Origin of the sequence: Micromonospora sp. NBC_01638, assembly GCF_045209745.1 — a bacterium.
GTDB lineage: Bacteria > Actinomycetota > Actinomycetes > Mycobacteriales > Micromonosporaceae > Micromonospora.
This window is the reverse complement of the sequence record NZ_CP109273.1, coordinates 1090866-1115441: the sequence shown is the minus strand read 5'-3', so window position 1 is coordinate 1115441 and position 24576 is coordinate 1090866. Positions and strand designations below refer to the sequence as shown.

Below are 24576 nucleotides of genomic sequence, written 5' to 3'. Positions count from 1 at the left end.
CCATGGCGGCTCAGGTACGCGTTCTTCGTCAACGAATCCGCTCGGCGAAGTCGATGAAGAAGATCACCAAGGCGATGGAGCTCGTGGCGACGAGCCGGATCGCCAAGGCTCAGGCCCGGGTGCAGGCGTCCCTGCCGTACGCCCAGGCCATCACCGGTGTGCTCACGGCGCTGGCGTCCAACGCGCGGATCGACCACCCGCTGCTCACCCCGCGCGAGCGGGTGCGGCGGGCGGGCGTCCTGTTGGTCACCAGCGACCGTGGTCTGGCTGGCGGCTACAGCTCCAACGCGATCCGGATGGCCGAGTCGCTGATCGCGCGGCTCAAGGCGGACGGCAAGGAGCCGGTGCTCTACGTCATCGGGCGTAAGGGCGTCGGGTTCTACCGGTTCCGCGATCGGCCGATCGAGGCGAACTGGACCGGGTTCAGCGAGCAGCCGTCGTTCGAGGACGCCCGGATGGTCGGTGAGACGCTGATCAAGGCGTTCACCGCCGGTGCGGACGACGTCGACGGCAGCGCCGGGGCGGACGGGGTGCTCGGCGTCGACGAGTTGCACATCGTCTACACCGAGTTCCACTCGCTGATGACGCAGACCCCGGTCACCAGGGTCATCGGTCCGATGCAGGTGGAGGACCGGCCGCGCTCCGAGGGGCTGGGGCTGCTGCCGGCGTACGAGTTCGAGCCGGAGGCGGAGACGCTGCTCGACGCGCTCCTTCCGAGGTACATCAACACGCGGATCTACGCGGCGTTGATCGAGTCGGCGGCGAGTGAGTCGGCGGCACGGCGGCGGGCGATGAAGAGCGCCACCGACAACGCCGAAGACATGATCGACAAGTACACGCGTGAGATGAACTCGGCCCGGCAGGCCGGGATCACCCAGGAGATCAGCGAGATCGTCGGCGGCGCGAACGCGCTGGCCGCGTCGGGAAGTGAAGTGTGATGACTGCACCAGTAGAGACCAAGACGGCCACGGGTCGCGTGGTCCGGGTCATCGGCCCGGTCGTCGACGCCGAGTTCCCGCGCGACGCCATGCCGGCCCTGTTCAACGCCCTGAACGTGGACGTGAACCTGTCGGGCGGTGAGAAGACGCTGACCCTGGAGGTCGCCCAGCACCTGGGTGACAACCTGGTCCGTGCCATCTCGATGCAGCCGACGGACGGCCTGGTCCGCGGCGCGGAGGTGCGTGACCGCGGCGAGCCGATCACCGTGCCGGTGGGCGACGCGGTCAAGGGCCACGTGTTCAACGCGATCGGCGAGTGCCTCAACCTCACCGAGGGTGAGACCATCCAGGCCGACGACCGGTGGGGCATCCACCGCAAGGCCCCGGCCTTCGCCGACCTGGAGCCGAAGACCGAGATGCTGGAGACCGGCATCAAGGTCATCGACCTGCTCGCCCCGTACGTCAAGGGCGGCAAGATCGGTCTGTTCGGCGGCGCGGGTGTGGGCAAGACGGTGCTCATCCAGGAGATGATCACCCGTGTGGCCCGCAACTTCGGTGGTACCTCGGTCTTCGCCGGCGTGGGTGAGCGCACCCGTGAGGGCAACGACCTCATCGCCGAGATGACCGAGTCCGGCGTCATCGACAAGACCGCGCTGGTCTTCGGCCAGATGGACGAGCCGCCGGGCACCCGGCTGCGGGTGGCGCTCTCCGCGCTGACCATGGCGGAGTACTTCCGCGACGTGAAGAAGCAGGAGGTGCTGCTCTTCATCGACAACATCTTCCGCTTCACCCAGGCCGGTTCGGAGGTCTCCACCCTGCTCGGCCGTATGCCGAGCGCGGTGGGTTACCAGCCGACCCTGGCCGACGAGATGGGCGAGCTCCAGGAGCGGATCACCTCCGTCCGGGGCCAGGCCATCACCTCCATGCAGGCGATCTACGTGCCGGCGGACGACTACACCGACCCCGCCCCGGCCACCACGTTCGCCCACCTGGACGCGACCACCAACCTGGAGCGGTCGATCTCCGACAAGGGCATCTACCCGGCCGTGGACCCGCTGGCGTCCTCGTCCCGGATCCTCGCCCCGGAGTTCGTCGGCGCCGAGCACTTCCAGGTCGCCACCGAGGTGAAGCGGATCCTGCAGCGCTACCGCGACCTGCAGGACATCATCGCCATCCTCGGCATCGAGGAGCTCTCCGAGGAAGACAAGATCACCGTGCAGCGCGCGCGGCGGATCGAGCGCTTTCTGTCGCAGAACACCTACGCGGCGGAGCAGTTCACCGGCGTGGCGGGCTCGACGGTCCCGATCAAGGAGACCATCGAGGCGTTTCGCAAGATCAGCGAGGGGGAGTACGACCACTTCCCTGAGCAGGCGTTCTTCATGTGCGGCGGTCTCGATGACCTTGAGGCCAAGGCTGCGGAGCTGATGAAGGACTGACAGCTCGATCGGATCAGCAACAAAAAGACTGCCCCGGCAATGCCGGGGCAGTCTTTTGTTCATGTTCGGGTCCTATCATCGTCGCAATTCCGTTACTCGTGGTCGTCGGTTCCGACCCACCCGAGATACGGTCGTTCCGCGCGTTCACCTGAACGAGCGTTGATCTTTGCAACCTTTCGGCGACGTGCGCCCGTCTTCCTTTTCGTGGGCGTAACGAACGGAGATGCTCGTGGGTAAGGCCGGCAAGAGTGGCCGCAGGAAGTCCGTCTGGCGGGGTGTGCCGCGCTGGGCCAGGATCTGCACGGTGTTCGGCACTGTGCTGACCGTGCTCAGCGGGGTGGTGCTGGTCGGCACTGAGGTGCTCATGGCGCGCTACGAGGGGGCGGTCGGCAAGGCCGACCTGTTCGGCGACCAGGCGGCGGGTGCCCAGGCGAAGAAGAGCGAGATCAAGGGCCCGCTCAACATCCTGCTCGTCGGCATCGACCCGCGTACGCCGACGGCGGCGCCCCTTGCCGACTCGATCATGGTGTTGCACGTGCCGGCGTCGATGGATCGTGCCTATCTGTTCTCGCTGCCGCGAGACCTCTACGTGCCCATCCCGGCGTTCAAGAAGGCCGGGTTCACCGGCAAGACCACGAAGATCAACGCCGCCATGTCGTTCGGCAGCCGGGTGCCGGGAGGGAACCCCGACGCCGCGCGGGGCTTCGAGCTGGTGGCCACCACGGTGCAGAACGTGACCGGCATAAAGCGGTTCGACGCGGGCGCGATCATCAACTTCACCGGCTTTCAGAAGATCGTCGACGCGATGGGCGGCGTCGACATGTACATCGAGCGGGACGTGACGTCCGAGCACAAGCAGCCGGACGGTAAGCCGCGGCCGGGCAACACGCGTGGCGAGGGCTACCTCGGCCCGCAGGCGATCTACAAGAAGGGCAACCAGCACCTCAGCGGGTGGCAGGCGCTGGACTACGTCCGGCAGCGCTATGCGGAGAACGGTGTTCCGGACGCGGACTACGGCCGGCAGCGTCACCAGCAGCAGTTCGTCAAGGCCATGGTCGGCCAGGCGTTCAGCTCCGACGTGGTGGCCAACCCGATCAAGCTGGACAAGGTGCTCCGTGCGGCGGGCCAGTCGCTGATCTTCAACGGGCGGGGCAACAGCGTGGTCGACTTCGGGCTCGCCCTGAAGGACATCCGCCCGAACACCATCCAGATGATCAAGCTCGCCGGTGGTGGCGTCTTCGACGGCAAGAAATACCTGGGCGAGCAGTTCCAGGCAGGCGTTCCGGACTTCTTCACAGCCCTGCACAACGAGCAACTCGACCCGTTCCTGCTGGAGCACCCGGAATTCCTGAACAAGAGCAAGTAGACGTGGCGCGGTTCTCCCCACCCGTGTTGGGAGCGCGTGGGCGTCAGGCTAGACTTTCGGCAATCCGTAGCCGCAGCAAGGAGACAGCGTGGCACAGCAGCTTCACGTCGAGCTCGTCGCCGTCGAGGAGAAGGTCTGGTCGGGTGACGCCGAGATGGTCGTCGCTCGAACGACCGAAGGCGAGCTCGGTGTCCTGCCGGGGCACGCGCCGCTTCTCGGTCAGCTCGCCGAGCCTGGCCAGGTACGCATCAAGCTTGCCGGCGGTGAGCAGGTCTCCTACGAGGTGGCCGGCGGCTTCCTCTCGGTGAGCGCCGACGGCGTCACCGTGCTGGCCGAGAGCGCAACCCCGGTTTCCGCGCAGAGCCGCTGAGTCATACCGGGGATGGAGATCGTCGGAGGATTCGGAATCGGCGTTGTCGTCATCCTCGGCGCGCTGCTCATCCTCTTCGTCCGGCGAGCTCTGGTCACCCGCAGCGGTGGCATCATCCGGCTCAGCGTCCGGGTCACGACCATGCTCGACGGCCGTGGCTGGTCGCCCGGCTTCGGCCGGTTCGCCGGTGACGAGCTGCGCTGGTACCGGATGTTCAGCTTCGCGATCCGGCCCAAGCGGGTGCTGTCGCGCAAAGGGTTGGCGGTGGAGCGCCGCCGGTTGCCCGAGGGTCAGGAACGGCTTTCCATGCCGGCCGACTGGGTGATCCTTCGCTGCACCAGCCACCACGCACCGGTGGAGATCGCCATGGCGCGGTCGACCGTGACCGGTTTCCTCTCCTGGATCGAGGCCGCCCCTCCGGGGGCGGTCTCGCCGCGTGTGGCCTCCCAGGACTGGCCGGCTGCCTGACGCTCGCCCCTTGGTCACCCTTGGGGTTTCCGGGGCAGCCCGCCCGGCTCCGGGCGGTCAGGCTTGATCCCTGCGCCGGGCGGGCTGCCCCGGAAACCCTTCGTTGGGCACTGTCCGCCGATCTGGCGCGGGTTTTCTCAAGTGCCGTTACCGACGCGGCTGTGTCTCGCCTAGCGTGCCGGCCGGTCGGGTTGATCGACTCGGTTTTCTTGATGTCGGGGTGTCCTGGTGCCTGGATGCCCCGACATCAAGAAACCGGAGTTGATCAAGGTGCTGGTGGGCCGGGCCCGAGGAGTCGGCTATGACGACGCGTGGCGGCGGCCAGATCGGGAACACACACCTCGACGTGGTGCAGAGCGCCGACGTTCAGCGCTTGCCGCCCGGCACCCATAGCACATCTCCCGCCGGATTTGCCGTTCTTGACAGGATAAAGAGCAGATCGGAGAGCCGGTTGAGATACTTTGCCGGGAGCGTGCTGGTCCGTTCCGGATCGTGGCTGACCAGTGCCCACGCCGCCCGTTCCGCACGCCGGGCGACGGTCCGCGCCACGTGCAGCAGCGCCGCACCCGCGGTGCCGCCGGGGAGGATGAAGGAGTCGAGCTTGCTCAGGCGTGCGTTGTACGCGTCGCACCAGCCCTCCAGGCGCTCGACGTACTCCTCGGTCACCCGCAGCGGCGGGTACTTCGGCTCCGGCTCGACCGGGGTGGACAGGTCGGCGCCGACGTCGAACAGGTCGTTCTGCACCGACCCCAGCACACCGCGCAGCTCGTCGTCGAGCTCGCCCAGGGCGAGCGCGACACCGATCGCCGCGTTGCACTCGTCGACATCCGCGTACGCGGCGATCCGTGGATCGGTCTTCGGCACCTGTTCGTTGTTACTCAACCTGGTCATGCCGGCATCGCCGGCCTTGGTGTAGATGCGCGTGAGGTGGACGGCCATGACGCACAGCCTACGGATTCCCGACCTGACGATCCCGGCGCGGCCGGACAGCACCGCCGGTTGGCCGGTGGTGGGCCCTGGCGACGCTGGCGATCCGGCGGTCACCGATGTCGACGTCATCCGGGTCCACGGTGACGCCCGACTGGCCGGCACGGTGCACGTGGTTGGTGCCAAGAACTCGGCGTTGAAGCTGATGGCCGCCGCGCTGCTCGCACCGGGCCGCAGCGTGATCACGAACGTCCCGCGGATCACCGACATCGCGATCATGGGGGAGGTGCTGCGCAGGCTGGGCTGCGACGTCCAGTTTGAGACGGACGACCCGGTCGACCCGATGGTCGCCCGCGGTGGCGTGGCCCGGTCCCGTTCGGTGACCATCGACGTGCCCGAGCAGCCGGGCGCGGAAGCCGACTACGACCTGGTCCGACGGTTACGGGCGTCGATCTGTGTGCTCGGCCCGCTGCTGGCCCGCCGGGGGTACGTGCGGGTGGCCCATCCCGGCGGCGATGCCATCGGGTCACGTGGGCTGGACATGCACATCTCCGGGCTGACCCGGATGGGCGCGGAGATCTCCGGTGAACACGGGTTCGTCATCGCCTCCGCCCCGCACGGGCTGCGCGGCGCGGACATCGTGTTGGACTTCCCCAGTGTCGGTGCGACCGAGAACCTGGTGATGGCGGCGGTGGTGGCCCAGGGCACCACGATGATCGACAACGCGGCCCGGGAGCCGGAGATCGTGGACATCTGCACGATGCTCAACGAGATGGGCGCGCGGATCTCCGGTGCGGGCACGTCCACGCTGCGGATCACCGGGGTGCCCGGTCTGCGCCCGGTGCGGCACGCCACGGTGGGGGACCGGATCGTCGCCGGCACCTGGGCGTTCGGCGCGGCGATGACCCGGGGCGACGTGACGGTGACCGGGCTGGACCCGGCGTACCTGGAGGTCGCGCTGGACAAGGTGATGGCGGCCGGCGGCCTGGTGGAGACCCGGGGGGACGGCTTCCGCGTACGAATGGACGACCGGCCCCGGGCGGTGGACGTGGTGACGCTGCCGTATCCCGGCTTCGCCACCGACCTGCTGCCGATGGCGATCGGGCTGGCCGCGGTCAGCGACGGAGCCTCCCTGATCACCGAGAACATCTTCGACGGCCGGTTCATGTTCGCCAACGAGATGATGCGGCTCGGCGCGGACATCAAGACCGATGGGCACCACGCGGTGGTCCGCGGGCGGGATCGGCTTTCCGGTGCCCCGGTGCGGGCCACCGACATTCGCGCCGGCGCGGGTCTGATCATCGCGGGGCTCTGCGCCGAGGGGGTCACCGAGGTCTCCCACGTGCACCACGTCGACCGGGGCTATCCGGACTTCGTGGCCGACCTGCGGGCACTCGGAGTGGCGGTCGAGCGGGGCACCACGCCGGAGGAGCCTTCGCTGGAGATCTGACGTCGACATCCACTTAGCCATCGTTCAGGCTCGCCGACTAGGGTGCAGGCAGGCACTCAATCGCAGCGAGGGAGAAGTAGATGGCGGGTCGACTCGCGGTCGTCGGGGCTGGGTTGATGGGTTCCGGCATCGCCCAGGTGGCGGCGCAGGCGGGCTGGCAGGTGACGCTGCGCGACCTGGACGGCGCGGCCACCACCCGGGGGCTCGGCGGCATCCGGAAGTCACTGGAGAAGTTCGCCGAGAAGGGCCGGATCGAGGCGTCCGAGGTCGAGGCGACGCTCGCCCGGATCACCCCGACCACCGATCTGGAGGCGGCGGCGGACGCGGACATCGTGGTCGAGGCGGTCTTCGAGCGGCTGGAGATCAAGCACGAGGTGTTCCGCGCCCTCGACAAGATCTGCAAGTCGGACGCGGTGCTCGCCACCAACACCTCGGCCATTCCGGTCACCCAGATCGCCGCCGTGACCGAGCGGCCCGAGGCGGTCGTCGGCACCCACTTCTTCTCCCCGGTGCCGATGATGCAGCTCTGCGAGCTGGTGCGCGGCTACAAGACCAGCGACGCCACGCTGGACACCGCACGGGCCTTCGCCGAGGAGATCGGCAAGACGGTGGTGGTGGTCAACCGGGACATCGCCGGCTTCGTCACGACCCGGCTGATCTCCGCCCTGGTGGTGGAGGCGGTCAAGCTGGTCGAGTCCGGCGTGGTGTCCGCAGAAGACCTGGACACGGCCTGCCGGCTGGGCTTCGGCCACGCGATGGGCCCACTGGCCACCACCGACCTGACCGGCGTGGACGTGCTCCTGCACGCCTCGAAGAACATCTACACCGACACCGCCGACGCGAAGTTCTTTCCGCCAGAGTTGCTCCAGCGGATGGTCACCGCCGGCGACCTGGGCCGCAAGACCGGCAAGGGTTTCTACACGTACTAACTCGGAAGTAGACCTACTTCCTCCCGATTAGGGCCGCTTCGCGGAGCGAAGCAGCAAGGACTAACCCCCACCCCGTCCCACCCCCGCCCCGCCCCCACCACCCCGCCCCCCGCCCCGCCCGCCCCCCGCCCCCGCCGATCTAGGGCTAATCGCTGTCGTTTGAGATCAACAAGCGACAACGAGCCCTAGATCGGCGGGGTAGGGGGCGGCGGGCGGCGGGGTGGGGGTGCCGGGCGGGTGGCTGGTCTGGGGAGGTCAGCCGTCGCGCTTGGTGGTCCAGCGGAAGGTTGTCAGGCAGAGCACCACGCCGATCACGCACCACAGGGCCAGCACCAGCGCGACCCGGCCCAGCTCGAACGAGCCGCCCGGCTCCTGGGCGCCGAAGCTCTCGGGCAGGAAGACCGACCGCAGCCCCTGGCACATCCACTTGAGCGGGAACAGCGCGGCCACCTGCTGCATCCAGGTGGGCAGGTCGGTGAAGACGAAGAACACCCCGGAGATGAACTGGAGCACCAGGGCGACGGGGGTGACCACCGCCGAGCCGCTGCGGGCGGTGCGGGCCAGCGATGAGATCGCGATGCCGCACAGGGTGCACGCGGTCACTCCGAGCACGGCGACCCAGCCGAAGGTGAGCCACTTCCCGGCGGTGCCCGGCAGGTCGAGGTCGAACAGCGCCACCGCGACGGCCAGCAGCAGCGCGGTCTCGGCGATGCCGATCGCCACCACCATGATCACCTTGCCGGCGAACCAGACCCACTTCGGCATCGGCGTGCCCCGGTAGCGCTTGAGCACGCCCCGGTCCCGCTCGATCGGGATCCAGATGCCGAGGTTCTGGAAGCTCACCGTCATCAGGCCGGTCGCGATCATGCCGGTGATGAAGTATTGGGTGAACTTGACCCCGCCGCCGATCGTTCCGCCGAAGATCGACGCGAAGATCAGGATCATGATGATGGGGAAGCCCATCGTGAAGACCACGGACTCCCGGCTGCGCAGGAACTGGGTGATCTCCAGCCGGCCCTGGCGCAGGGCGAGCCCGCCGGCACCCGGCCGTCGGCTGCGGGGCGCGGCGACCGGGGCCGCCGCCTTCGTCGTGGTGGTCATCGCGCGTGTCCGATCATGGTGAGGTAGACGTCCTCCAGGGTCGGCCTGGTCACGGTGAGTCCCGGGACCTCGCCGCCGTGACGCGCGGCCAGGTCGGCCACGAGGGCCGTCGGCGTGGCGCTCTGCGCACTCTCCAACGTCCCTTCCGGGGTACGCCAGGAAACCGTCGCGAGGGCCTCCTGCCGGTTGCCCAGCTGATTCGGAGCGGCCACCTCGACGAGTCGGCCGCCGGCGATCACACCGACCCGGTCGGCGAGCGACTCCGCCTCGTCCAGGTAGTGGGTGGTGAGCACGATGGTGGTGCCGGCCGCGGCGAGGTCGCGGATCAGCTCCCAGAACTCGCGGCGGGCCTCCGGGTCGAAGCCGGTGGTCGGCTCGTCGAGGAAGAGCAACTCGGGGCGCCCGATGATGCCCAGCGCCACGTCCAGGCGGCGCTTCTGCCCGCCGGAGAGGGTGTGCGTACGGGCCGTCGCCTTGTCGGCCAGCCCGACCCGCTCGATCACCTTGTCCGGGTCGTCCGCGTCGGGATAGAAGCCGGAGAAGTGCCGGATCACCTCGGCCACGGTCAGTTCGTCGAACTCGCCGGTGCCCTGGAGCACGATGCCGACGCGGGAGCGCCAGTCGGCGTCCGGATGGGCCGGGTCCGCGCCGAGCACGGTGACCTCGCCGGAATCCCGGCGCCGGTAACCCTCAAGAATCTCCACCGTGGTGGTCTTGCCTGCGCCGTTCGGCCCGAGCAGGGCGAACACCTCACCGCGGTGGACGTCGAGATCCACGCCCGCTACGGCCACGTTGTCGCCGTACGCCTTGCGCAGCCCTCGGACGGAGATGGCCAGCTCGTCATCCATGCCGTCCAGTGTGCGTCCTGACCCGGCCAGCGTGGTGCCCGGGGTGTGGCGGGGCCAGCCACTGCGGGCGCTTCGCACCCAGACGTCCCCGACATGGACCTGTGTGGTTTTCCACAGCCCGTTTTACTGAACGGTAACTTAAACTCCGGCCATGGATGAGACGGCATCTTCGGGGCGACTGCCCGAGCGGGACCGCCCGTGGGTGATGCGCACCTACGCCGGCCACTCGTCGGCGACCGCGACCAACGCCCTCTTCCGCCGCAACCTGGCGAAGGGGCAGACCGGTCTCTCGGTCGCCTTCGACCTGCCCACCCAGACCGGGTACGACCCGGACCACGAGCTGGCCGCCGGTGAGGTTGGCCGGGTCGGCGTGCCGGTGGCCCACCTCGGCGACATGCGGGCGCTCTTCGACGGCCTTCCGCTCGCCGAGATGAACACCTCGATGACCATCAACGCCCCGGCGATGTGGCTGCTCGCCCTCTACGGCACCGTGGGGCTGGAGCAGGGCGCCGAGCTGGCCCGCTGCGCCGGCACCACGCAGAACGACATCATCAAGGAGTACCTGTCCCGAGGGACGTACATCTTTCCGCCTGCGGCGTCGTTGCGGCTCACCGCCGACGTCGTGGCGTACACACTGCGCGAGATGCCACGGTGGAACCCGGTCAACATCTGCTCGTACCACCTCCAGGAGGCCGGTGCCACGCCCGTGCAGGAGGTCGGCTTCGCGCTGGCCACCGCGGTCGCCGTGCTCGACGAGGTCCGCGACTCCGGCCAGGTGCCCGCCGAGCGGATGGGTGACGTGGTGCAGCGGATCTCGTTCTTCGTCAACGCCGGGGTGCGCTTCGTCGAGGAGATCGCCAAGATGCGCGCGTTCGGCGTGCTCTGGGACGAGATCACCCGGGACCGGTACGGGGTCACCGAAGCCACGCAACGCCGGTTCCGTTACGGCGTGCAGGTCAACTCGCTCGGCCTGACCGAGGCGCAGCCGGAGAACAACATCCAGCGCATCGTGCTGGAGATGCTCGGCGTGACGATGTCCCGCGATGCTCGGGCCCGCGCCGTGCAGCTGCCGGCCTGGAACGAGGCGCTCGGCCTGCCCCGCCCCTGGGACCAGCAGTGGTCGCTGCGGATGCAGCAGGTCCTGGCGTACGAGTCGGACCTGCTCGAATACCCTGACCTCTTCGCCGGCTCGCACGTGATGACCGCGCTGGTCGACGAGATCGTCACCGGGGCACGGGCCGAACTGGACAAGGTGCTGGAGCTGGGCGGTGTGGTCGCTGCCGTGGAGACCGGCTACCTCAAGAGCGCACTGGTCGCCGCACTGGCCGAGCGCCGCCGCCGGATGGAGTCCGGGGCCGACGTGGTGGTCGGGGTCAACCGGTACGCCGAGACCGAACCCTCCCCGCTGACCGCCGCCGGGGCGCAAGCCGTCGAGCAGGTCGACCCTTCGGTCGAGGCAGCCGCCATTGAGGGCGTACGCCGGTGGCGGGCCGACCGGGACGCGGCCGCCGTCGACGCGGCCCTTGCCCGGCTCCGCGCGGACGCCGCGACCACCACCAACCTGATGTCGGCCACCCTGGAGTGTGTGCGAGTTGGCGTGACCACCGGCGAGTGGGCCGGTGCGCTGCGCCAGGTCTTCGGCGAGTACCGGGCGCCGACCGGCCTGGCCGGAGGCGCCGGCAGCGGCGGGGAACCGGGCCTCGCGGCCGTCCGCGAGCGGCTCACCGCCACCGCCCGGGAGCTGGGCAGCGGCCGGCTGCGGCTGCTGGTCGGCAAACCCGGCCTGGACGGGCACTCCAACGGCGCGGAGCAGATCGCGGTACGCGCCCGCGACGCCGGCTTCGAGGTCATCTATCAGGGCATCCGGCTGACCGCAGGGCAGATCGTCGCCGCCGCCGTCGAGGAGGACGTCGACCTGGTCGGGCTGTCCGTGCTCTCCGGGTCGCACCTGGCCGCCGTGCCGGCCGTGCTCGACGGGCTGCGTGCCGCCGGCCGGGCGGACCTGCCGGTGGTCGTGGGCGGCATCATCCCCGCCGGTGACGCGGACACGCTCCGGGCCGCCGGGGTGGCCCGGGTCTTCACCCCGAGGGACTTCGCCCTCACCGGCATCATCGACGACCTGGTGACGGTGATCCGCCGGGCCAACGACCTGCCCTGAACGGCCTGGGGTGGAGGGTCAGCGGCCGACGTACGTCATGCAGTCGGCCATGTCGTTGTCCGGGCCGACCCGGATGGATGCCGCGTGACACTCCAACTGCTCGTTGTGTCGGCAGTCGGAGCGCTGGCAGGCGCCCACCTGGGCGATCAGGCTTTCCACACCGCCCCGGATGGGCGACTCGATGAAGGTGTGGCAGTGCGCGTGATCCATGCTGCCGATCGTGATCGCGAAGGCGTGGCAGTCACCTGACTGGTTGTACGCGCACGCGGAGACCACACATTCCTGGACTCGGGGCATCTCCAACGCTGCAGTCATACCAACCTCCTCTAGGTCTTTTGACCCGATTCTAGGCTTTTGTCGGCCTCCAAAACGTTGGTATGGCGTGCCTGCGCTCGGATCCGCCCGCTGATCGACTCGGCTTGCCGGCCAGCGGCAGGTCCAGCCTCAGACACGGAAGCCAGCGGCGCGGGCTGCCTCGCGTTCCCGGCGGCGTTCGGAGCGCCGGCGTACGAACCAGTAGATGAAGACCACCAGGCCGAGCAGGAAGACGAGCACCAACACCGGCAGGATGACCGCCACCAGGGCGACCACCACGCTGGTGGCGTCCTCGGCGGTGCTGGCGACCGGGGCGCCGAACCCGGCGGTGGTCGCGTTGATGACGGGTCGTGCCGCGGACTTGAGCAGGTGTACGCCCAACGCCAGCAGCACGCCGGTGACGACCGGCACCCACTGGTGGGATGAGAAGAAGCTCCCCGGGTCGCTGACCGTCACCGTCTCCGACGAGGATCCGGCGCCGAAGGCCAGGCCGCCGGCGGTGGGCCGGACCACGGTCTGCACCACGTCGTTGATGTGGTCGACCACGGGCACCTTGTCCGCCACCGTCTCGACGGCGAGCAGCACGGCCAGGATGACGATGACCCAGCCGTTGCCGAGCCAGGTCCAGCCGCTGGGAAGGTCGATCAGGTCGGTGTAGCGGCCGAGGAGGCCGAGGATGAGCAGGGGTATGTAGGCGTTCAGGCCCGCCGATGCGGCGAGGCCGGTGCCGGTGAGGACTTCGAACACGAACCCAGCATCGCATCGACGCGCCAGAGCCGCTCGCTGGCGGCCGGTGGGTGCTCGGTTACCCTCGTCGGGTGCGGTTGGTCATTGCGAAGTGCTCGGTGGACTACGTCGGACGGCTCTCGGCTCACCTGCCGCTGGCCACCCGGTTGCTGATGGTGAAGGCGGACGGGTCGGTGTCGATCCACGCCGACGACCGGGCGTACAAGCCGTTGAACTGGATGAGCCCGCCGTGCCGGCTGGAGGAGGCCCCCGGTGTGTGGCGGGTGGTCAACAAGGCTGGCGAGGAGCTGCGGATCACCCTGGAGGAGATCTTCCAGGACACCTCGTACGAGCTGGGTGTTGATCCGGGCCTGCGCAAGGACGGGGTGGAGGCGCACCTGCAGGAGTTGTTGGCCGCCAACCCTGGCACCCTGGGTGAGGGGTTCACGTTGGTCCGCCGCGAGTACATGACGGCGATCGGCCCGGTCGACCTGCTCTGCCGGGACGCGAACTCCGGTGCGGTCGCCGTCGAGGTCAAGCGGCGTGGCGACATCGACGGGGTGGAGCAGTTGACCCGCTATCTCGAGCTGATGAATCGTGACCCGCTGCTCAGCCCGGTTGCCGGCGTCTTCGCCGCTCAGGAGATCAAGCCGCAGGCCCGGGTGCTCGCCACCGACCGGGGCATCCGGTGTGTGGTCGTGAACTACGACAAGCTGCGGGGCATCGAGAAGGACGAGCTGACCCTCTTCTGACCGGCTCAACCCCCGGTGCGCACCGCGATCAGAGACTTGGGTAGGCCGAACACCCGCTCGACCAGCACGCTCGAGTCGGGGAAGTAGTGGCGCATCTGCGAGCCGTCCAGCAGCTCGGTCCAGAGCACCTGGTGGATGGCGGCGTCATGGCTGCGGGTCGGCTTGTGCCCCAACGGCCAGTGTTGGGCGAGCGCGGTGCGTAGGCGTACCGGCAGGAACTGCATCCCGGGCGCGATCCAGTGTGGCTCGATGGGGAAGTAGCGGTAGGGCGTCTGCACCCAGTGCCGGTCGGCCAGTGCGCGGGTGGTGGCGGCGAAGCGCAGCCGGCGTTCGTGCCCGCCCAGATGCTCCAGCACCGAGTTCGAGAAGACCATGTCGTAGTCGCCCTTGGCGAGGTGCGACGGCAGGTCGCAGGCGTCGGCCTGTTCGACGTGGGCCCAGTCCGGCACGACGGCGGGCGGCTGCTCCAGGTTGACGACGGTCACCCGGGCTGGCCGGACGGTGGCGCGGTGCCAGGTGCCGAGTCGACCGCCGAGATCGACCACGTGCATGTCGCCGATGTCGGGGAAGGTGCGTGCCAGCCAGTCCGCGCGGTGCCGACGCCGCCGGGCGCTCCACGACTGGTCACTGTCGACAAGGCGGTAGCGCAATCGATTGTGGCCCATTTAACGCAATGTACCGCCGTGAACACGGGGCCCAGGCATGTGGATACGCCGATCCTTGTTGAAGATCGGCTATCCGACAATCACCTTCCGTACATCACCTTGATGGCCTTGATGAGTCGGGCCACGTCGGTCGGGTTTCGTTCGAAGGTCATCGACGGCAACAGCGACCGGGCCCGACGTCGGGTGATCGCCTTGGCGCGGCCGAATTCGCGCAGCCCGTCCTCCCCGTGGATCCGCCCGAAACCGGAGTCGCCGACCCCGCCGAACGGCAGGGTGGACATGCCGGCGAAGGTCAGGGTGGAGTTGATCGAGGCCATTCCGGAGCGCAGCCGCCGGGCGATGGCCACCGCGCGCCGTCGGCCGAAGACCGAACCGCCCAGGCCGTACGACAGGGCGTTGGCGCGGGTGACGGCCTCGTCGGCGTCGCGGACCCGGCTGATGGTCAGCGTGGGGCCGAAGGTCTCCTCGCGGACGGCTGCCGAATCCTCCGGGACGTCCACGAGCACGGTCGGGTGGACGTACGGTGGCTGCACCGCGCTCGGGCCGCCGAGCACGGCGCGCCCGCCGGAGGTGATCGCCGCGTCGATGTGCCGGCGGATCACGTCGAGCTGTTTGGGCATGGTGATCGGGCCGATGTCGGTGCCCTCCGCCCCGACGGTCAGCTGACCGGCACGGGCCACCACCTTGTCGACGAAGGCGTCGAAGACCGAGTCGACGGCATACACCCGCTCGATGCCGATGCAGGTCTGACCGGCGTTGGTCATGCCGCCCCAGACGCACGCCTCGGCGGCGGCGTCCAGATCGGCGTCGCTGTCGACGATCATGGCGTCCTTGCCGCCGCCCTCGATCAGCACCGGGGTCAGCGTCTCGGCGCAGGCGGCCATCACCTTCCGGGCGGTGGCGGTTGAGCCGGTGAAGGCCAGCTTGTTGACGCCGGACCGGCACAGCGCCGCGCCCACGTCGCCCAACCCGTGCACGGCGGTGAACACCGGCTGCTCGGGCACCACCTCGGCGAAGCTGTCCACCAGCCACTGGCCGACGGCTGGCGTGTACTCGCTCGGCTTGAGCACCACGGCGTTGCCGGCCGCCAGCGCGTACGCGGCGGAGCCGATCGGCGTGAAGACCGGATAGTTCCACGGCCCGACCACGCCGACCACGCCGTGCGGCTGGTATTCGAGGTGCCCGGAGAACTCGGCGAGGATGAGTCGGGACCGCACCCGGCGCGGGCCGAGCACGCGGCCGGCGTTGCGGGCGGCCCAGTCGATGTGCTCGATCGCGGTGACGATCTCGACGATGGCGTCGGCGATCGGCTTGCCGCCCTCGACGTGCACCAGCTCGGCCAACTCTTCGATCCGCTTGGCGAGCAGGGCGCGCCACTGCAGCAGCCGTTCGCGGCGGCCGGTGAAGCCCAGCCCGGCCCACCATTCGCCGGCCGCGCGGGCGCGGTCGACGGCTCGACGCACGTCGTCGTCGGTGGCGACCGGGAAGCGACCGGCCTCAGCGCCGGTGGCCGGGCTGGTCGAAACCAGCCGGCCCGCCTCGATGGCCGGGACACCCGGGACATGCACAGCCGTCATGGCGGAAGTCTAGACCCGAGAATTACTCGCCGGTAGGTCTCTGATCCGGGGCGGCGGGACCGGCGTCGCACCGCCCCGACCGATCGTTGATCAGTGCAGTCAGGGCAGTGCTGACGGCGACGGCCCGCCCGAATCGTCGAACGGCAGATGGCCGGGAGGTGACGAGGAGCTGACCGGCCGGTCGGTACTGATGACTACCGTCTGATGGCAAGCTGACGCGCGGAGTGACGGTGCGGGGTGGAGGGCTGACTGTCCATGGAGGAACGTCCGGAACTGATGCCGCTGTTGACGGTCGCGGGTGGGCCGATGCGTGGGGCGAGTTTTCGACTGCGGGTCGAAGCACAGGTGATCGGCCGGGCACCGACCGGCCACGTGGTCATCAACGACCCGCACCTGAGTCGTTGCCACGCCGAGGTGTGGTTGGCCCCGGAAGGCCCGTCACTGCGGGACCTGGGCTCCACCAACGGCACCTGGCTCAACGACCGCCGGATCACCGAGGTGGAACGACTCTCCGACGGCGACGTGATCCGGCTCGGCCGTACCGAGCTGCGCCTGTTCGATCCCGGGGTGGCGCACACCGATCCGGTGGGGCTCAGCTTCGGCCCGTCCCGGCGGGACGTCCGACCGACACTGCCGCTGCCGTTGGCCATGCCGCCCGGCGTGCGGCGCTGACCGCGCGCCGGCACCCGCCGGGTCTCCTGGCGGTCGGCCACGCCAGGTAGCGCCGCCGGATGGCTCTCCGGCACCTGGACCGGCGAGGGCCGGCGTGGCAGCATGCCGCGGATGGAGACCGAGCAGCGGACCGTGACGGCGAACGGCATCACCCAGGCGGTACGGGTGGCCGGCCCGCCGGACGGCGCCCCGGTGCTGCTGATCCACGGCAACTGCTCGTCCGCGCTGTTCTGGGAGCCGCTGGTCCGGCGTCTGCCGCCGACGCTGCGGGTGGTCGCCCCCGACCTGCGGGGGTACGGCGACTCCGAGACGGCCCCGGTGGACGCCACCCGGGGCCTGCGGGACTTCGCCGACGACGTGGCCGCCCTGCTGGACGATCCGACGCTCTTCGGCGCCGACGCTCGCCCCGTGGTGGTCGGGCACTCCCTCGGTGGCGGAGTGGCGATGCGACTGCTGGTCGACCATCCGCACCGGGTGGGCGCGCTGCTGCTCGCGGCGCCGGTCTCCCCGTACGGCTTCGGGGGCACCCGCGACCTGGCCGGTACGCCGACCACCCCCGACTTCGCCGGCACTGGCGCCGGCACGGCGAACCCGGACTTCGTCGCCCGGCTCGCGGCCGGCGACCGCGGCGGGGACGAGCCCGCCAGCCCGCGCGCCGTGCTGCGAGCGGCCTATGTGGCCGATCCGGCCTCGCTGGGCGCGGACGAGGATCTGCTGCTGGACACTGTGCTCTCCACCGCCACCGGGGACGACAACTACCCCGGAACGGCGGTGCCCTCGCAGAACTGGCCGGGCACCGCGCCGGGGGAGCGCGGCGTGCTCAACGCGCTCGCGCCGACCTGGTTCCGGCTCGCCGACGAGTTGGTGGCCGTCGCCGAGAAGCCCTCGATCACCTGGGTACGCGGCGACGCCGACGTCATCGTCTCGGACACGTCGCTGTTCGACCTGGCGTACCTGGGCTCGCTGGGTCTCGTGCCCGGCTGGCCCGGCGAGGAGGCCTGCCCGCCGCAGCCGATGGTCGGCCAGACCCGGGCGGTGCTGGAGCGGTACGCGGCGGCCGGCGGCGCGTACCACGAGGTGGTGCTGCCCGGCTGCGGTCACAGCCCGCACCTGGAGCGCCCAGCGGAGTTCGTCGCGGAGCTGCTGGCCCTCACCACCGTGCCCGCCGCCTAGCGGGGGTCCGGGCACCCGTGGGTGAAATATGCCACGGCGCCTCGACAACCCAGCGTCACGTGGCAGACTCGCGCGCATAACCTTAGCGGCCGTTCAGTGGCCGTGCGGAGTCTCTGGGGAGGCTGGTCATGGCGCGCGAGTTCAGCACCGTGGGCGTGGTGGGGCTGGGCACCATGGGTGCGGGCATCGTCGAGGTCTTCGCCCGCAACGGCATCGACGTGCTGGCGGTCGAGATCTCCGAGCCGGCACTGGAACGTGGTCGGGCCACCCTCACCGGCTCCACCGACCGGGCGGTCGCCAAGGGCAAGCTCGCCGCGGCGGACCGCGACGCCCTGCACGAGCGGGTGCACTTCGCGGTCGGGCTGGACGCGCTGCACTCCGTCGACCTGGTCATCGAGGCCGTGCCCGAGCACCTGGACCTCAAGCAGCGGATCTTCGCGGAGTTGGACCGGGTCTGCCGGCCGGAGACCATCCTCGCCACCAACACCTCGTCGCTGAGCGTCACCGAGATTTCGGTGGCCACCACCCGGCCCAACCAGGTGATCGGCATCCACTTCTTCAACCCGGCGCCGGTGATGAAGCTGGTCGAGGTGGTCCGCACGGTCGTCACCTCGCCCGAGGTGGTCGCCGACGTGGAGGCGCTCTGCGCCCGGCTCGGCAAGGTCGACGTCACCATCAACGACCGGGCCGGCTTCATCGCCAACGCGCTGCTCTTCGGCTACCTCAATCACGCCGTCGGCATGTTCGAGGCGCACTACGCGACCCGGGAGGACATCGACGCCGCGATGAAGCTCGGCTGCGGCCTGCCGATGGGCCCGCTGGCGCTGATGGACCTGATCGGCCTGGACACCGCGTACGAGATCCTGGACACCATGTATCGGCGCGGCGGGCGGGACCGCCGGCACGCCCCGGTGCCGCTGCTCAAGCAGATGGTGACGGCGGGGCTGCTCGGCCGAAAGTCCGGCCGGGGTTTCTACACCTACGAGCGGCCCGGCTCGCCGGTGGTCGTACCGGATGAGGCGACGCCGGTGGCCACGCAGGCGGCGCTCGCCGACGGCGCGCGAGCCATCACCAAGGTCGGCGTGGTGGGCTCCGGGACGATGGCCACCGGGATCATCGAGGTCTTCGCGAAGGCCGGCTACGAGGTCGTCTCGGTGACCCGTGGCATGGAGAAGTCCGCGAAGGTCTGCGAGGCGGTCAAGACCTCGCTGAACAAGGGCGTGGTGCGCGGCAAGCTCGCCGAGGCCGACCGGGACGCCGCGCTCGGCCGGATCAGCTGGTCGGCCACGCTCGACCACCTCGCCGACGTCGACCTGGTGGTCGAGGCGGTGGTCGAGGAGTTGAGCGTGAAGAAGGCGCTCTTCGCGAGCCTCGACGAGATCTGCAAGCCGGGGGTGGTGCTCGCCACCACGACCTCCTCGCTGCCGGTGATCGACGTGGCGATGGCCACCCACCGGCCTGCCGACGTGGTGGGGCTGCACTTCTTCAACCCGGCGCCGATCATGCCGCTGGTCGAGGTGGTCCGCACCATCCGCACCTCGCCGGAGGCCACCGCCACCGCCCGGGCGGTCTGCGCCACGCTCGGCAAGACCGGCGTGGTCTGCGGCGACCGGTCCGGGTTCATCGTCAACGCGCTGCTCTTCCCATACCTGAACGACGCGGTGAAGATGTTGGAGGCCAGCTACTCGACGGCCGACGACATCGACCACGCGATGAAGTTGGGCTGCGGCTACCCGATGGGCCCGTTCGAGTTGCTCGACGTGGTCGGGCTGGACGTCTCGCTGGCGATTCAGCGCGAGCTGTACCTGGAGCTGCGCGAGCCGGGCTTCGCGCCCGCGCCGCTGTTGGAGCACCTGGTCACCGCCGGTTACCTGGGTCGCAAGACCCGCCGCGGCTTCCGCGACCACTCGCACCGCTGACCGGGTCAACGCCGGACGGCCCTCGCGGCGTCTGCAGGGTGTGACCTTCGAGGAGTACGTCGGCAGCCGCGGCCCGGCCCTCGTCCGGCTGGCCCGGCTGCTGACCGGTGACGAGCATCGGGCCGAGGACCTCACCCAGGAGGTGCTGTCCCGGGCGTACGTGCACTGGCGTCGGATCTCCCGCGCCGACCGGCCCGACGTGTACGTGCGCCGGATGCTGGTCAACGCCAACAACTCCTGGTGGCGCCGCCGGTCCAACCGCGAATTGGCCGTCGACACCTTCGTCGACCGGCCGCATCGTGGCGACGTCGGCGGGGAGGCGGCCGACCGCGACGCCATGTGGCGGCTGATCCTCGGCCTGCCCGACCGTCAGCGGGCGGTGCTGGTGCTGCGCTACTACGAGGACCTCGACGACGCGACCATCGCCCAGATCCTGGAGTGTTCGCCGGTCACCGTCCGCACCCACGCGATGCGGGCGCTCGCCAACCTCCGGGAGCGCTGCGGTGCCCCGGCCACGAATGGGAGCCGACCGTGACGGACCTCGACCAGCGGATCACCTCGACGTTGCGGGAGCGCGCCGAGGGCCAGGTGGACATCGACCGGCTGACCAGCAGGGCGGTCGCGCAGGGCCGGGCCCGGCGGGTGCGGCGTCGGGCCACCCTCGGCGGGACAGCGTTCGGTGTTGCGGCGGTGCTCGGCCTCGGGGTGGCGGGCGGCGGAGCGTTGCCCGTGGAGGTGCCCTGGACGGCGGCGAAACCGGCAGCCCCGGTGGCCGCGCCAGCCCCCGCGGCCGGGGTGCCGAACGCACTCGCCCGACCTGATCTCGTCGGCACCGACCCGAGCCTGCTGCACTTCGGCGTCGACCCGGCCCGAGCTCGCTACCTGAGCTGGCAATCGGCGCTCGACCTGGAGAGCGCCCAGCTGGATCTGGGTGGCGCCGCGCCGGTCAGGTTCAACCTCGCCCGCAGCGCCGAGGTGGCCGAGGAGCTTGACGCGGAGGGGGCCGCGCACATCCCGGAACCGGCGACCCCACCCTTCGACGGCCAGGTGGTTCGGGTGCCGAGGGGCGGTGCGGATTCGGACTGGATTCTGCGCTGGCAACCCGCGCCTGGCCTGTTCGCCCGTCTGCACACGGTGGCGCCCAACGGCGGGGCGCTGCAGGCAGCCAGAAACGCCCTCCGGTTCGACGCGGCATACCGCTGTGGGGGTCCGCTGCGGCTCAGCGCGCTGCCGGAGGGTGCCCGAATCACCAACTGCGGGGTGTGGGTGGAACGGTTCCCGGCCGGGTTCAACGTGTCGCTGGTGGTCATCGGCAGCGGCGACAAGCTGCTGAAGGTGGACCTGCAGTACGCCAAGAGCATCGTGGGCGCTCGTACCGACGGGAACCGGATGATCGGAGATCGTCCCGCCTTTGTTGCCGAGGGGGGCCTGAACGAGATGGAACTGCTCGGATTCCCCAAGGCCCACCTGACCGCCATCTTCGGGTGGCCGACCGTCGGCGGGTCCACGGAGGCTGACGCGGCCACCGTGCTGGGCGGGGCGCAGGTCGCCGAGCACCTGGACCAGCCCGAGACCTGGTGACCGCCACGGGTCGTCCCGCCCGAAGGACCGTACGCTTGGTGACTGTGAGCCCCCGTCGCAATCGCCCTCGCCGGGACGAGAACGCCAACCTGGACGCCGACCGGGTCCGGCAGGGCGTCGCCTCGGTGCAGCAGTGGACCGACGGCGCCTGGCAGGTACGCGGGATCGGCGCGGGCGCGTCGGTCAAGACGTACCGCTGCCCCGGCTGTAACCAGGAGATCCCACCCGGGGTGGCGCACCTGGTGGCCTGGCCGGCGGACGGCCTGGGTGACCTGACCGACCGGCGGCACTGGCACAGCGGCTGCTGGCGTGCCAGGGAGCGGCGCGGCCCGGCGGTGCAGCGCGGCCGGGGCGTCCCACGCTACTGAGCGACCTGGATCACCCTGTTCGTGCCCGGGCGGGCGGTGGCGGTGAGTTCGCGACAGACTTGGGTGGTGAGCACAGCGATCCGCGCGTCGTCGATCCTGCCCGGCCGCCGGGAGGACATCGAGCTGCACACCGCCGACGGTCTGCGGCTGGTCGGTGAGCTGGCCCTGCCGGCCGACCGGCCGCCGGTGGCCACCCTGGTCTGCCTGCATCCGCTGCCCACCCACGGCGGAATGATGGACAGTCACGTGTTCCGCAAGGCGGCCTGGCGGCTGCCCGCGCTGGCCGACCTGGCCGTGCTGCGGTTCAACACCCGGGGCACGAGCAGCCTGCGCGGCACCAGCGAGGGAGCGTTCGACGGCGCGGTGGGGGAGCGGTACGACGTGGCCGCCGCCATCGAGTACGCGGAGTTCGCCGAGCTGCCGAACATCTGGCTCGTCGGGTGGTCGTTCGGCACCGACCTGGCTCTGAAGTACGGCTGCGATCCGGCGATCGCGGGGGCGATTCTGCTCTCCCCGCCGCTGCGCTTCTCGGCCCCGGAGGACCTGGCCACCTGGGCCGCCTCCGGTCGGCCGCTGGTGGCGCTGGTGCCCGAGTTCGATGACTACCTGCGTCCGGCCGAGGCGCGGGAGCGGTTCGCCGCGGTGCCGCAGGCCGAGGTCGTCGGGGTGCCGGGCGCCAAGCACCTCTGGGTGGGCGACGCGGAGACGGTGCTCGACGAGATCGTCCGGAGGGTCAACCCCGCCGTCGAGGTGCCGCTGCCGACCACCTGGGACGGCCCGATGGAGGCCGGCGACGTCAGCGCGTACGCCGATCGGACGGTGGCCTCGTTCGCCGACACGCCCGTCCCCGGCCCGTCCGCCACAAAGGCCGACTGACCCGCCGGGCGCCGGTCAGCGGATCTCCTGCCGGGGCAGCACCACCTCGCGCAGGATCAGTTGCAGCGCGGCCACCGTCGGGATGGCGATCAGCGCGCCCACCACGCCCAGCAGCGCCACGCCGAGCAGCGCGGCCAGCAGGGCGGCGACCTCGTTGACCTCCACCGAGCGCCGCATCACCTTCGGGTAGATCAGGTAGTTCTCCACCTGCTGGTAGATGAGGAAGAAGACCGCGCAGGCGATGCCGATGGGCAGGTCGGAGGCGAAGCCGACCAGGCTCACGATCACCGCACCCAGGGTGGCGCCGATCTGCGGGATCAGGTCGGTCACCGCGACCACCACCGCCAGCGCGAACGGGTACGGCAGCCCGACGATCATCGCGAAGACGAAGGTGGTCGCGCCGGCCAGCACGGCGATGCTCAGCGCACCGACCATGTAGGCGCCCACCTTGGTCAGGATCTCGTCGCCGATCAGCTGCACCCGCTCCCGCCGCGACCGGGGCACCAACGAGTAGCCCAGGGAGCGCAGCCGGTTGAAGTAGGCCAGGAAGTAGATGGTCAGCACCAGCACCGTCAGCGTCCGGAACGCCGTGCCGAAGATCAGTTGGGCACCGCCGAGCACCCCGCCCAGTGCCCGGCCCACCGTCTGGGCGTTGGCCGCGCTCTGCACCCGCTCCACCACGTCGTACCGTTCCACCAGGTCGTTGACCGTCGGGTTGCGGCGCAGCTCGTCGAGCAGGCTCGGGATCTGGTTGATGAACTGCCCCGACTGGGTCACGATCGGCGGGACCAGCGCCACCACACCGCCGCAGAGCAGCAGCACCACGGTCAACGCCACCACGGCCACCGCCAGGCCGTGTGGCACGCCCCAGCGGTGTAGCCGGACCACCGCCGGGTTGAGGCCGACCGCGAGGAAGAGCGCGATCACCACCAGCACCAGGATGCCGCCGGCATTGCGAATCCCCAGGAAAAGGGTGTACGCCAGCAGCACGCCCAGCGCACCCGTGAAGCCGACCAGGAAACTGCTGCGGCGCAGCGGACGCCCCGGAGTTCCGAACTTCCCGGACGGGACCGCCGGCGGCTCATCCGGGTCGATCCCCGGCGCGGGAACCGGCACCGGAGGCGGCGCCTCGGCCGGTGGCGTCTCGGCCGGTGGTGTTTCCATCGGGTGGGCCTCGGCCGAGGACGAGCCAGTCGGCGGAGGAGCGGCCGGCGGGGTGCCCGGGGTTGCGTCCGGGTCGTCGGCCGACGGGCCGTGCTGTGGCACCCAGAACCTCCCGGCTCAGGCCGTCGGACGACGGGCGACGGCGACGAACGCCCGCCAGGCGGCCGGCGCGAACACCAGCACCGCGCCGGACGGTTCCTTGCTGTCCCGTACGCCGAGGGCCCCGGGCAGGTTGTCCGCCACCTCGACGCGCTCGTTGTTGCTGCTGCGAGTGGAGGTGCGCCAGACTGCGCCGCTCAGGTGCATGAGTCCACTGCTTCCTTCATGAGGTCAATCGAGTGCCGGCTGGAGAACGCTTCGTCCGAACCGTCTCCCATCGTGAAGGCAGCGTAGCTGCGTCACCATCTCCGTCAACCGCCCCGCTCGGCGAGCTTGAGCGGATAGACGAGCAGGCCGCCGGTGGCCAGTACCTCGTCGGCGCGGACCCGGCCAGCTATCTCGCAGGGCTCTACCACGAGGCGGCGCACGACCTGTGCCAGCTCAACCCCTACGACGGGCCGGCGTCCAGGGAACTGTTCGAGCGCTTCGCGGCGTGCGGCCCGTTCCGTCGCCCGATTATCGACCCACCCTCGGACGCCGGTCATGGTGTGGTGCGCGTCGGTGGTTCCGGGTGTGATGCCGGTGGGTCATCAATATGACTCACCGGTATCACTCGCCGGGACAAGGCCGAGTCCGGAGTTCCAGCCCACGCTTGCGCCGCACGGGTTCACCGGTCAGGCACCCGAATCGGACCAGAC

The 24576-nt window shown here is 70.2% G+C and carries 25 protein-coding genes; 16 read left to right on the top strand and 9 right to left on the bottom strand.

Translation table 11 applies throughout. The features are described from left to right. Positions 1-2 precede the first annotated feature (2 nt). The 5 genes from OG811_RS05155 to OG811_RS05135 all read left to right on the top strand — a co-directional run bounded on the left by OG811_RS05155 (position 3) and on the right by OG811_RS05135 (position 4578). On the top strand, positions 3-938 hold the full coding sequence (locus tag OG811_RS05155; protein ID WP_406072528.1) for a F0F1 ATP synthase subunit gamma: 936 nt from the start codon (positions 3-5) through the stop codon (positions 936-938). Then, on the top strand, positions 938-2374 hold the full coding sequence (gene atpD, locus OG811_RS05150; RefSeq protein WP_406072527.1) for a F0F1 ATP synthase subunit beta: 1437 nt from the start codon (positions 938-940) through the stop codon (positions 2372-2374). The genes OG811_RS05155 and atpD overlap by 1 nt, the downstream gene beginning before the upstream one ends. 223 nt (positions 2375-2597) lie before the next feature. After that, positions 2598-3740 (top strand): LCP family protein, encoded by a 1143-nt coding sequence (locus OG811_RS05145; RefSeq protein WP_406072525.1) that lies wholly within the window; start codon positions 2598-2600, stop codon positions 3738-3740. Between the two features lie 88 nt (positions 3741-3828). Then, positions 3829-4110 carry a F0F1 ATP synthase subunit epsilon gene (locus OG811_RS05140; protein ID WP_406072523.1) on the top strand — a complete coding sequence of 94 codons (282 nt, stop codon included), beginning with the start codon at positions 3829-3831 and terminating at the stop codon, positions 4108-4110. Between the two features lie 12 nt (positions 4111-4122). Further along, positions 4123-4578, top strand: a complete 456-nt coding sequence (locus tag OG811_RS05135; protein WP_406072522.1) for a DUF2550 domain-containing protein — start codon at positions 4123-4125, stop codon at positions 4576-4578. A 366-nt stretch (positions 4579-4944) separates the two neighbouring features. On the opposite strand, the gene OG811_RS05130 is transcribed toward OG811_RS05135, so the two are convergent. After that, complete coding sequence (locus tag OG811_RS05130) at positions 4945-5517, bottom strand: cob(I)yrinic acid a,c-diamide adenosyltransferase (protein ID WP_406072520.1); 573 nt, start codon at positions 5515-5517, stop codon at positions 4945-4947. Here OG811_RS05130 and murA point away from each other — a divergent pair. Both murA and OG811_RS05120 read left to right on the top strand, forming a co-directional pair. Further along, the gene (gene murA, locus OG811_RS05125) at positions 5516-6955 is read left to right on the top strand and encodes a UDP-N-acetylglucosamine 1-carboxyvinyltransferase (RefSeq protein ID WP_406072518.1); all 1440 of its coding nucleotides are present in this window, start codon (positions 5516-5518) and stop codon (positions 6953-6955) included. The two genes, OG811_RS05130 and murA, sit on opposite strands and share 2 nt — an antisense overlap. Before the next feature lie 80 nt (positions 6956-7035). Next, on the top strand, positions 7036-7884 hold the full coding sequence (locus tag OG811_RS05120) for a 3-hydroxyacyl-CoA dehydrogenase family protein (RefSeq protein ID WP_406072517.1): 849 nt from the start codon (positions 7036-7038) through the stop codon (positions 7882-7884). Positions 7885-8139: 255 nt separating this feature from the next. Here OG811_RS05120 and OG811_RS05115 read toward each other — a convergent pair whose 3' ends face one another. After that, positions 8140-8985 carry an ABC transporter permease gene (locus tag OG811_RS05115; protein WP_406072515.1) on the bottom strand — a complete coding sequence of 282 codons (846 nt, stop codon included), beginning with the start codon at positions 8983-8985 and terminating at the stop codon, positions 8140-8142. Beyond that, positions 8982-9833 (bottom strand): ABC transporter ATP-binding protein, encoded by an 852-nt coding sequence (locus tag OG811_RS05110; RefSeq protein ID WP_406072513.1) that lies wholly within the window; start codon positions 9831-9833, stop codon positions 8982-8984. The genes OG811_RS05115 and OG811_RS05110 overlap by 4 nt, the downstream gene beginning before the upstream one ends. A gap of 151 nt (positions 9834-9984) precedes the next feature. On the opposite strand from OG811_RS05110, the gene OG811_RS05105 reads away from it, so the two are divergent. After that, positions 9985-11991 carry a protein meaA gene (locus OG811_RS05105; protein WP_406072512.1) on the top strand — a complete coding sequence of 669 codons (2007 nt, stop codon included), beginning with the start codon at positions 9985-9987 and terminating at the stop codon, positions 11989-11991. An 18-nt stretch (positions 11992-12009) separates the two neighbouring features. On the opposite strand, the gene OG811_RS05100 is transcribed toward OG811_RS05105, so the two are convergent. Continuing rightward, a complete protein-coding gene (locus OG811_RS05100; RefSeq protein ID WP_406072511.1) occupies positions 12010-12306 on the bottom strand; it encodes a DUF1540 domain-containing protein in 297 nt (98 codons plus the stop codon). Positions 12307-12435: 129 nt separating this feature from the next. Continuing rightward, positions 12436-13053, bottom strand: coding sequence for a DUF4126 domain-containing protein (locus OG811_RS05095; RefSeq protein WP_406072510.1), 618 nt, complete (start codon positions 13051-13053; stop codon positions 12436-12438). 71 nt (positions 13054-13124) lie between these two features. On the opposite strand from OG811_RS05095, the gene nucS reads away from it, so the two are divergent. Then, positions 13125-13784 carry an endonuclease NucS gene (nucS, locus tag OG811_RS05090; RefSeq protein ID WP_406072508.1) on the top strand — a complete coding sequence of 220 codons (660 nt, stop codon included), beginning with the start codon at positions 13125-13127 and terminating at the stop codon, positions 13782-13784. Positions 13785-13789: 5 nt separating this feature from the next. Here the strand turns inward: nucS and OG811_RS05085 are convergent, their stop codons facing one another. Further along, the gene (locus OG811_RS05085; protein WP_406072506.1) at positions 13790-14449 is read right to left on the bottom strand and encodes a class I SAM-dependent methyltransferase; all 660 of its coding nucleotides are present in this window, start codon (positions 14447-14449) and stop codon (positions 13790-13792) included. Positions 14450-14529: 80 nt separating this feature from the next. Further along, positions 14530-16026 carry an aldehyde dehydrogenase family protein gene (locus tag OG811_RS05080; protein WP_406072504.1) on the bottom strand — a complete coding sequence of 499 codons (1497 nt, stop codon included), beginning with the start codon at positions 16024-16026 and terminating at the stop codon, positions 14530-14532. Between the two features lie 255 nt (positions 16027-16281). Between OG811_RS05080 and OG811_RS05075 the strand changes: the two genes are divergently transcribed. The 7 genes from OG811_RS05075 to OG811_RS05045 all read left to right on the top strand — a co-directional run bounded on the left by OG811_RS05075 (position 16282) and on the right by OG811_RS05045 (position 22615). Continuing rightward, the gene (locus OG811_RS05075) at positions 16282-16698 is read left to right on the top strand and encodes an FHA domain-containing protein (RefSeq protein WP_406072502.1); all 417 of its coding nucleotides are present in this window, start codon (positions 16282-16284) and stop codon (positions 16696-16698) included. Positions 16699-16800: 102 nt separating this feature from the next. After that, positions 16801-17871 carry an alpha/beta fold hydrolase gene (locus OG811_RS05070; RefSeq protein WP_406072500.1) on the top strand — a complete coding sequence of 357 codons (1071 nt, stop codon included), beginning with the start codon at positions 16801-16803 and terminating at the stop codon, positions 17869-17871. A gap of 128 nt (positions 17872-17999) precedes the next feature. Beyond that, positions 18000-19790, top strand: a complete 1791-nt coding sequence (locus OG811_RS05065) for a 3-hydroxyacyl-CoA dehydrogenase family protein (RefSeq protein ID WP_406072499.1) — start codon at positions 18000-18002, stop codon at positions 19788-19790. Between the two features lie 40 nt (positions 19791-19830). Further along, complete coding sequence (locus OG811_RS05060; RefSeq protein ID WP_406072497.1) at positions 19831-20325, top strand: SigE family RNA polymerase sigma factor; 495 nt, start codon at positions 19831-19833, stop codon at positions 20323-20325. Beyond that, a complete protein-coding gene (locus OG811_RS05055) occupies positions 20322-21371 on the top strand; it encodes a hypothetical protein (protein ID WP_406072495.1) in 1050 nt (349 codons plus the stop codon). The genes OG811_RS05060 and OG811_RS05055 overlap by 4 nt, the downstream gene beginning before the upstream one ends. A gap of 38 nt (positions 21372-21409) precedes the next feature. Next, positions 21410-21739, top strand: a complete 330-nt coding sequence (locus OG811_RS05050; RefSeq protein WP_406072494.1) for a hypothetical protein — start codon at positions 21410-21412, stop codon at positions 21737-21739. Positions 21740-21805: 66 nt separating this feature from the next. Further along, complete coding sequence (locus OG811_RS05045; RefSeq protein WP_406072492.1) at positions 21806-22615, top strand: alpha/beta hydrolase; 810 nt, start codon at positions 21806-21808, stop codon at positions 22613-22615. A gap of 15 nt (positions 22616-22630) precedes the next feature. Here the strand turns inward: OG811_RS05045 and OG811_RS05040 are convergent, their stop codons facing one another. After that, positions 22631-23881: an AI-2E family transporter gene (locus OG811_RS05040; protein ID WP_406072491.1), complete on the bottom strand. Its 1251-nt coding sequence runs from the start codon at positions 23879-23881 to the stop codon at positions 22631-22633. 15 nt (positions 23882-23896) lie between these two features. Beyond that, positions 23897-24085 (bottom strand): DUF397 domain-containing protein, encoded by a 189-nt coding sequence (locus tag OG811_RS05035; protein ID WP_406072490.1) that lies wholly within the window; start codon positions 24083-24085, stop codon positions 23897-23899. Positions 24086-24576: the final 491 nt, after the last annotated feature.

Bases quoted from the DNA above. Each gene is read 5' to 3' on its own strand.
- OG811_RS05155 (WP_406072528.1), top strand. From the start codon at position 3: ATGGCGGCTCAGGTACGCGTTCTTCGTCAACGAATCCGCTCGGCGAAG.
- atpD (WP_406072527.1), top strand. From the start codon at position 938: ATGACTGCACCAGTAGAGACCAAGACGGCCACGGGTCGCGTGGTCCGG.
- OG811_RS05145 (WP_406072525.1), top strand. From the start codon at position 2,598: ATGCTCGTGGGTAAGGCCGGCAAGAGTGGCCGCAGGAAGTCCGTCTGG.
- OG811_RS05135 (WP_406072522.1), top strand. From the start codon at position 4,123: ATGGAGATCGTCGGAGGATTCGGAATCGGCGTTGTCGTCATCCTCGGC.
- murA (WP_406072518.1), top strand. From the start codon at position 5,516: ATGACGCACAGCCTACGGATTCCCGACCTGACGATCCCGGCGCGGCCG.
- OG811_RS05130 (WP_406072520.1), bottom strand. From the start codon at position 5,517: ATGGCCGTCCACCTCACGCGCATCTACACCAAGGCCGGCGATGCCGGC.
- OG811_RS05120 (WP_406072517.1), top strand. From the start codon at position 7,036: ATGGCGGGTCGACTCGCGGTCGTCGGGGCTGGGTTGATGGGTTCCGGC.
- OG811_RS05115 (WP_406072515.1), bottom strand. From the start codon at position 8,985: ATGACCACCACGACGAAGGCGGCGGCCCCGGTCGCCGCGCCCCGCAGC.
- OG811_RS05110 (WP_406072513.1), bottom strand. From the start codon at position 9,833: ATGGATGACGAGCTGGCCATCTCCGTCCGAGGGCTGCGCAAGGCGTAC.
- OG811_RS05105 (WP_406072512.1), top strand. From the start codon at position 9,985: ATGGATGAGACGGCATCTTCGGGGCGACTGCCCGAGCGGGACCGCCCG.
- OG811_RS05100 (WP_406072511.1), bottom strand. From the start codon at position 12,306: ATGACTGCAGCGTTGGAGATGCCCCGAGTCCAGGAATGTGTGGTCTCC.
- OG811_RS05085 (WP_406072506.1), bottom strand. From the start codon at position 14,449: ATGGGCCACAATCGATTGCGCTACCGCCTTGTCGACAGTGACCAGTCG.
- OG811_RS05080 (WP_406072504.1), bottom strand. From the start codon at position 16,026: ATGACGGCTGTGCATGTCCCGGGTGTCCCGGCCATCGAGGCGGGCCGG.
- OG811_RS05075 (WP_406072502.1), top strand. From the start codon at position 16,282: ATGGAGGAACGTCCGGAACTGATGCCGCTGTTGACGGTCGCGGGTGGG.
- OG811_RS05070 (WP_406072500.1), top strand. From the start codon at position 16,801: ATGCCGCGGATGGAGACCGAGCAGCGGACCGTGACGGCGAACGGCATC.
- OG811_RS05065 (WP_406072499.1), top strand. From the start codon at position 18,000: ATGGCGCGCGAGTTCAGCACCGTGGGCGTGGTGGGGCTGGGCACCATG.
- OG811_RS05035 (WP_406072490.1), bottom strand. From the start codon at position 24,085: ATGCACCTGAGCGGCGCAGTCTGGCGCACCTCCACTCGCAGCAGCAAC.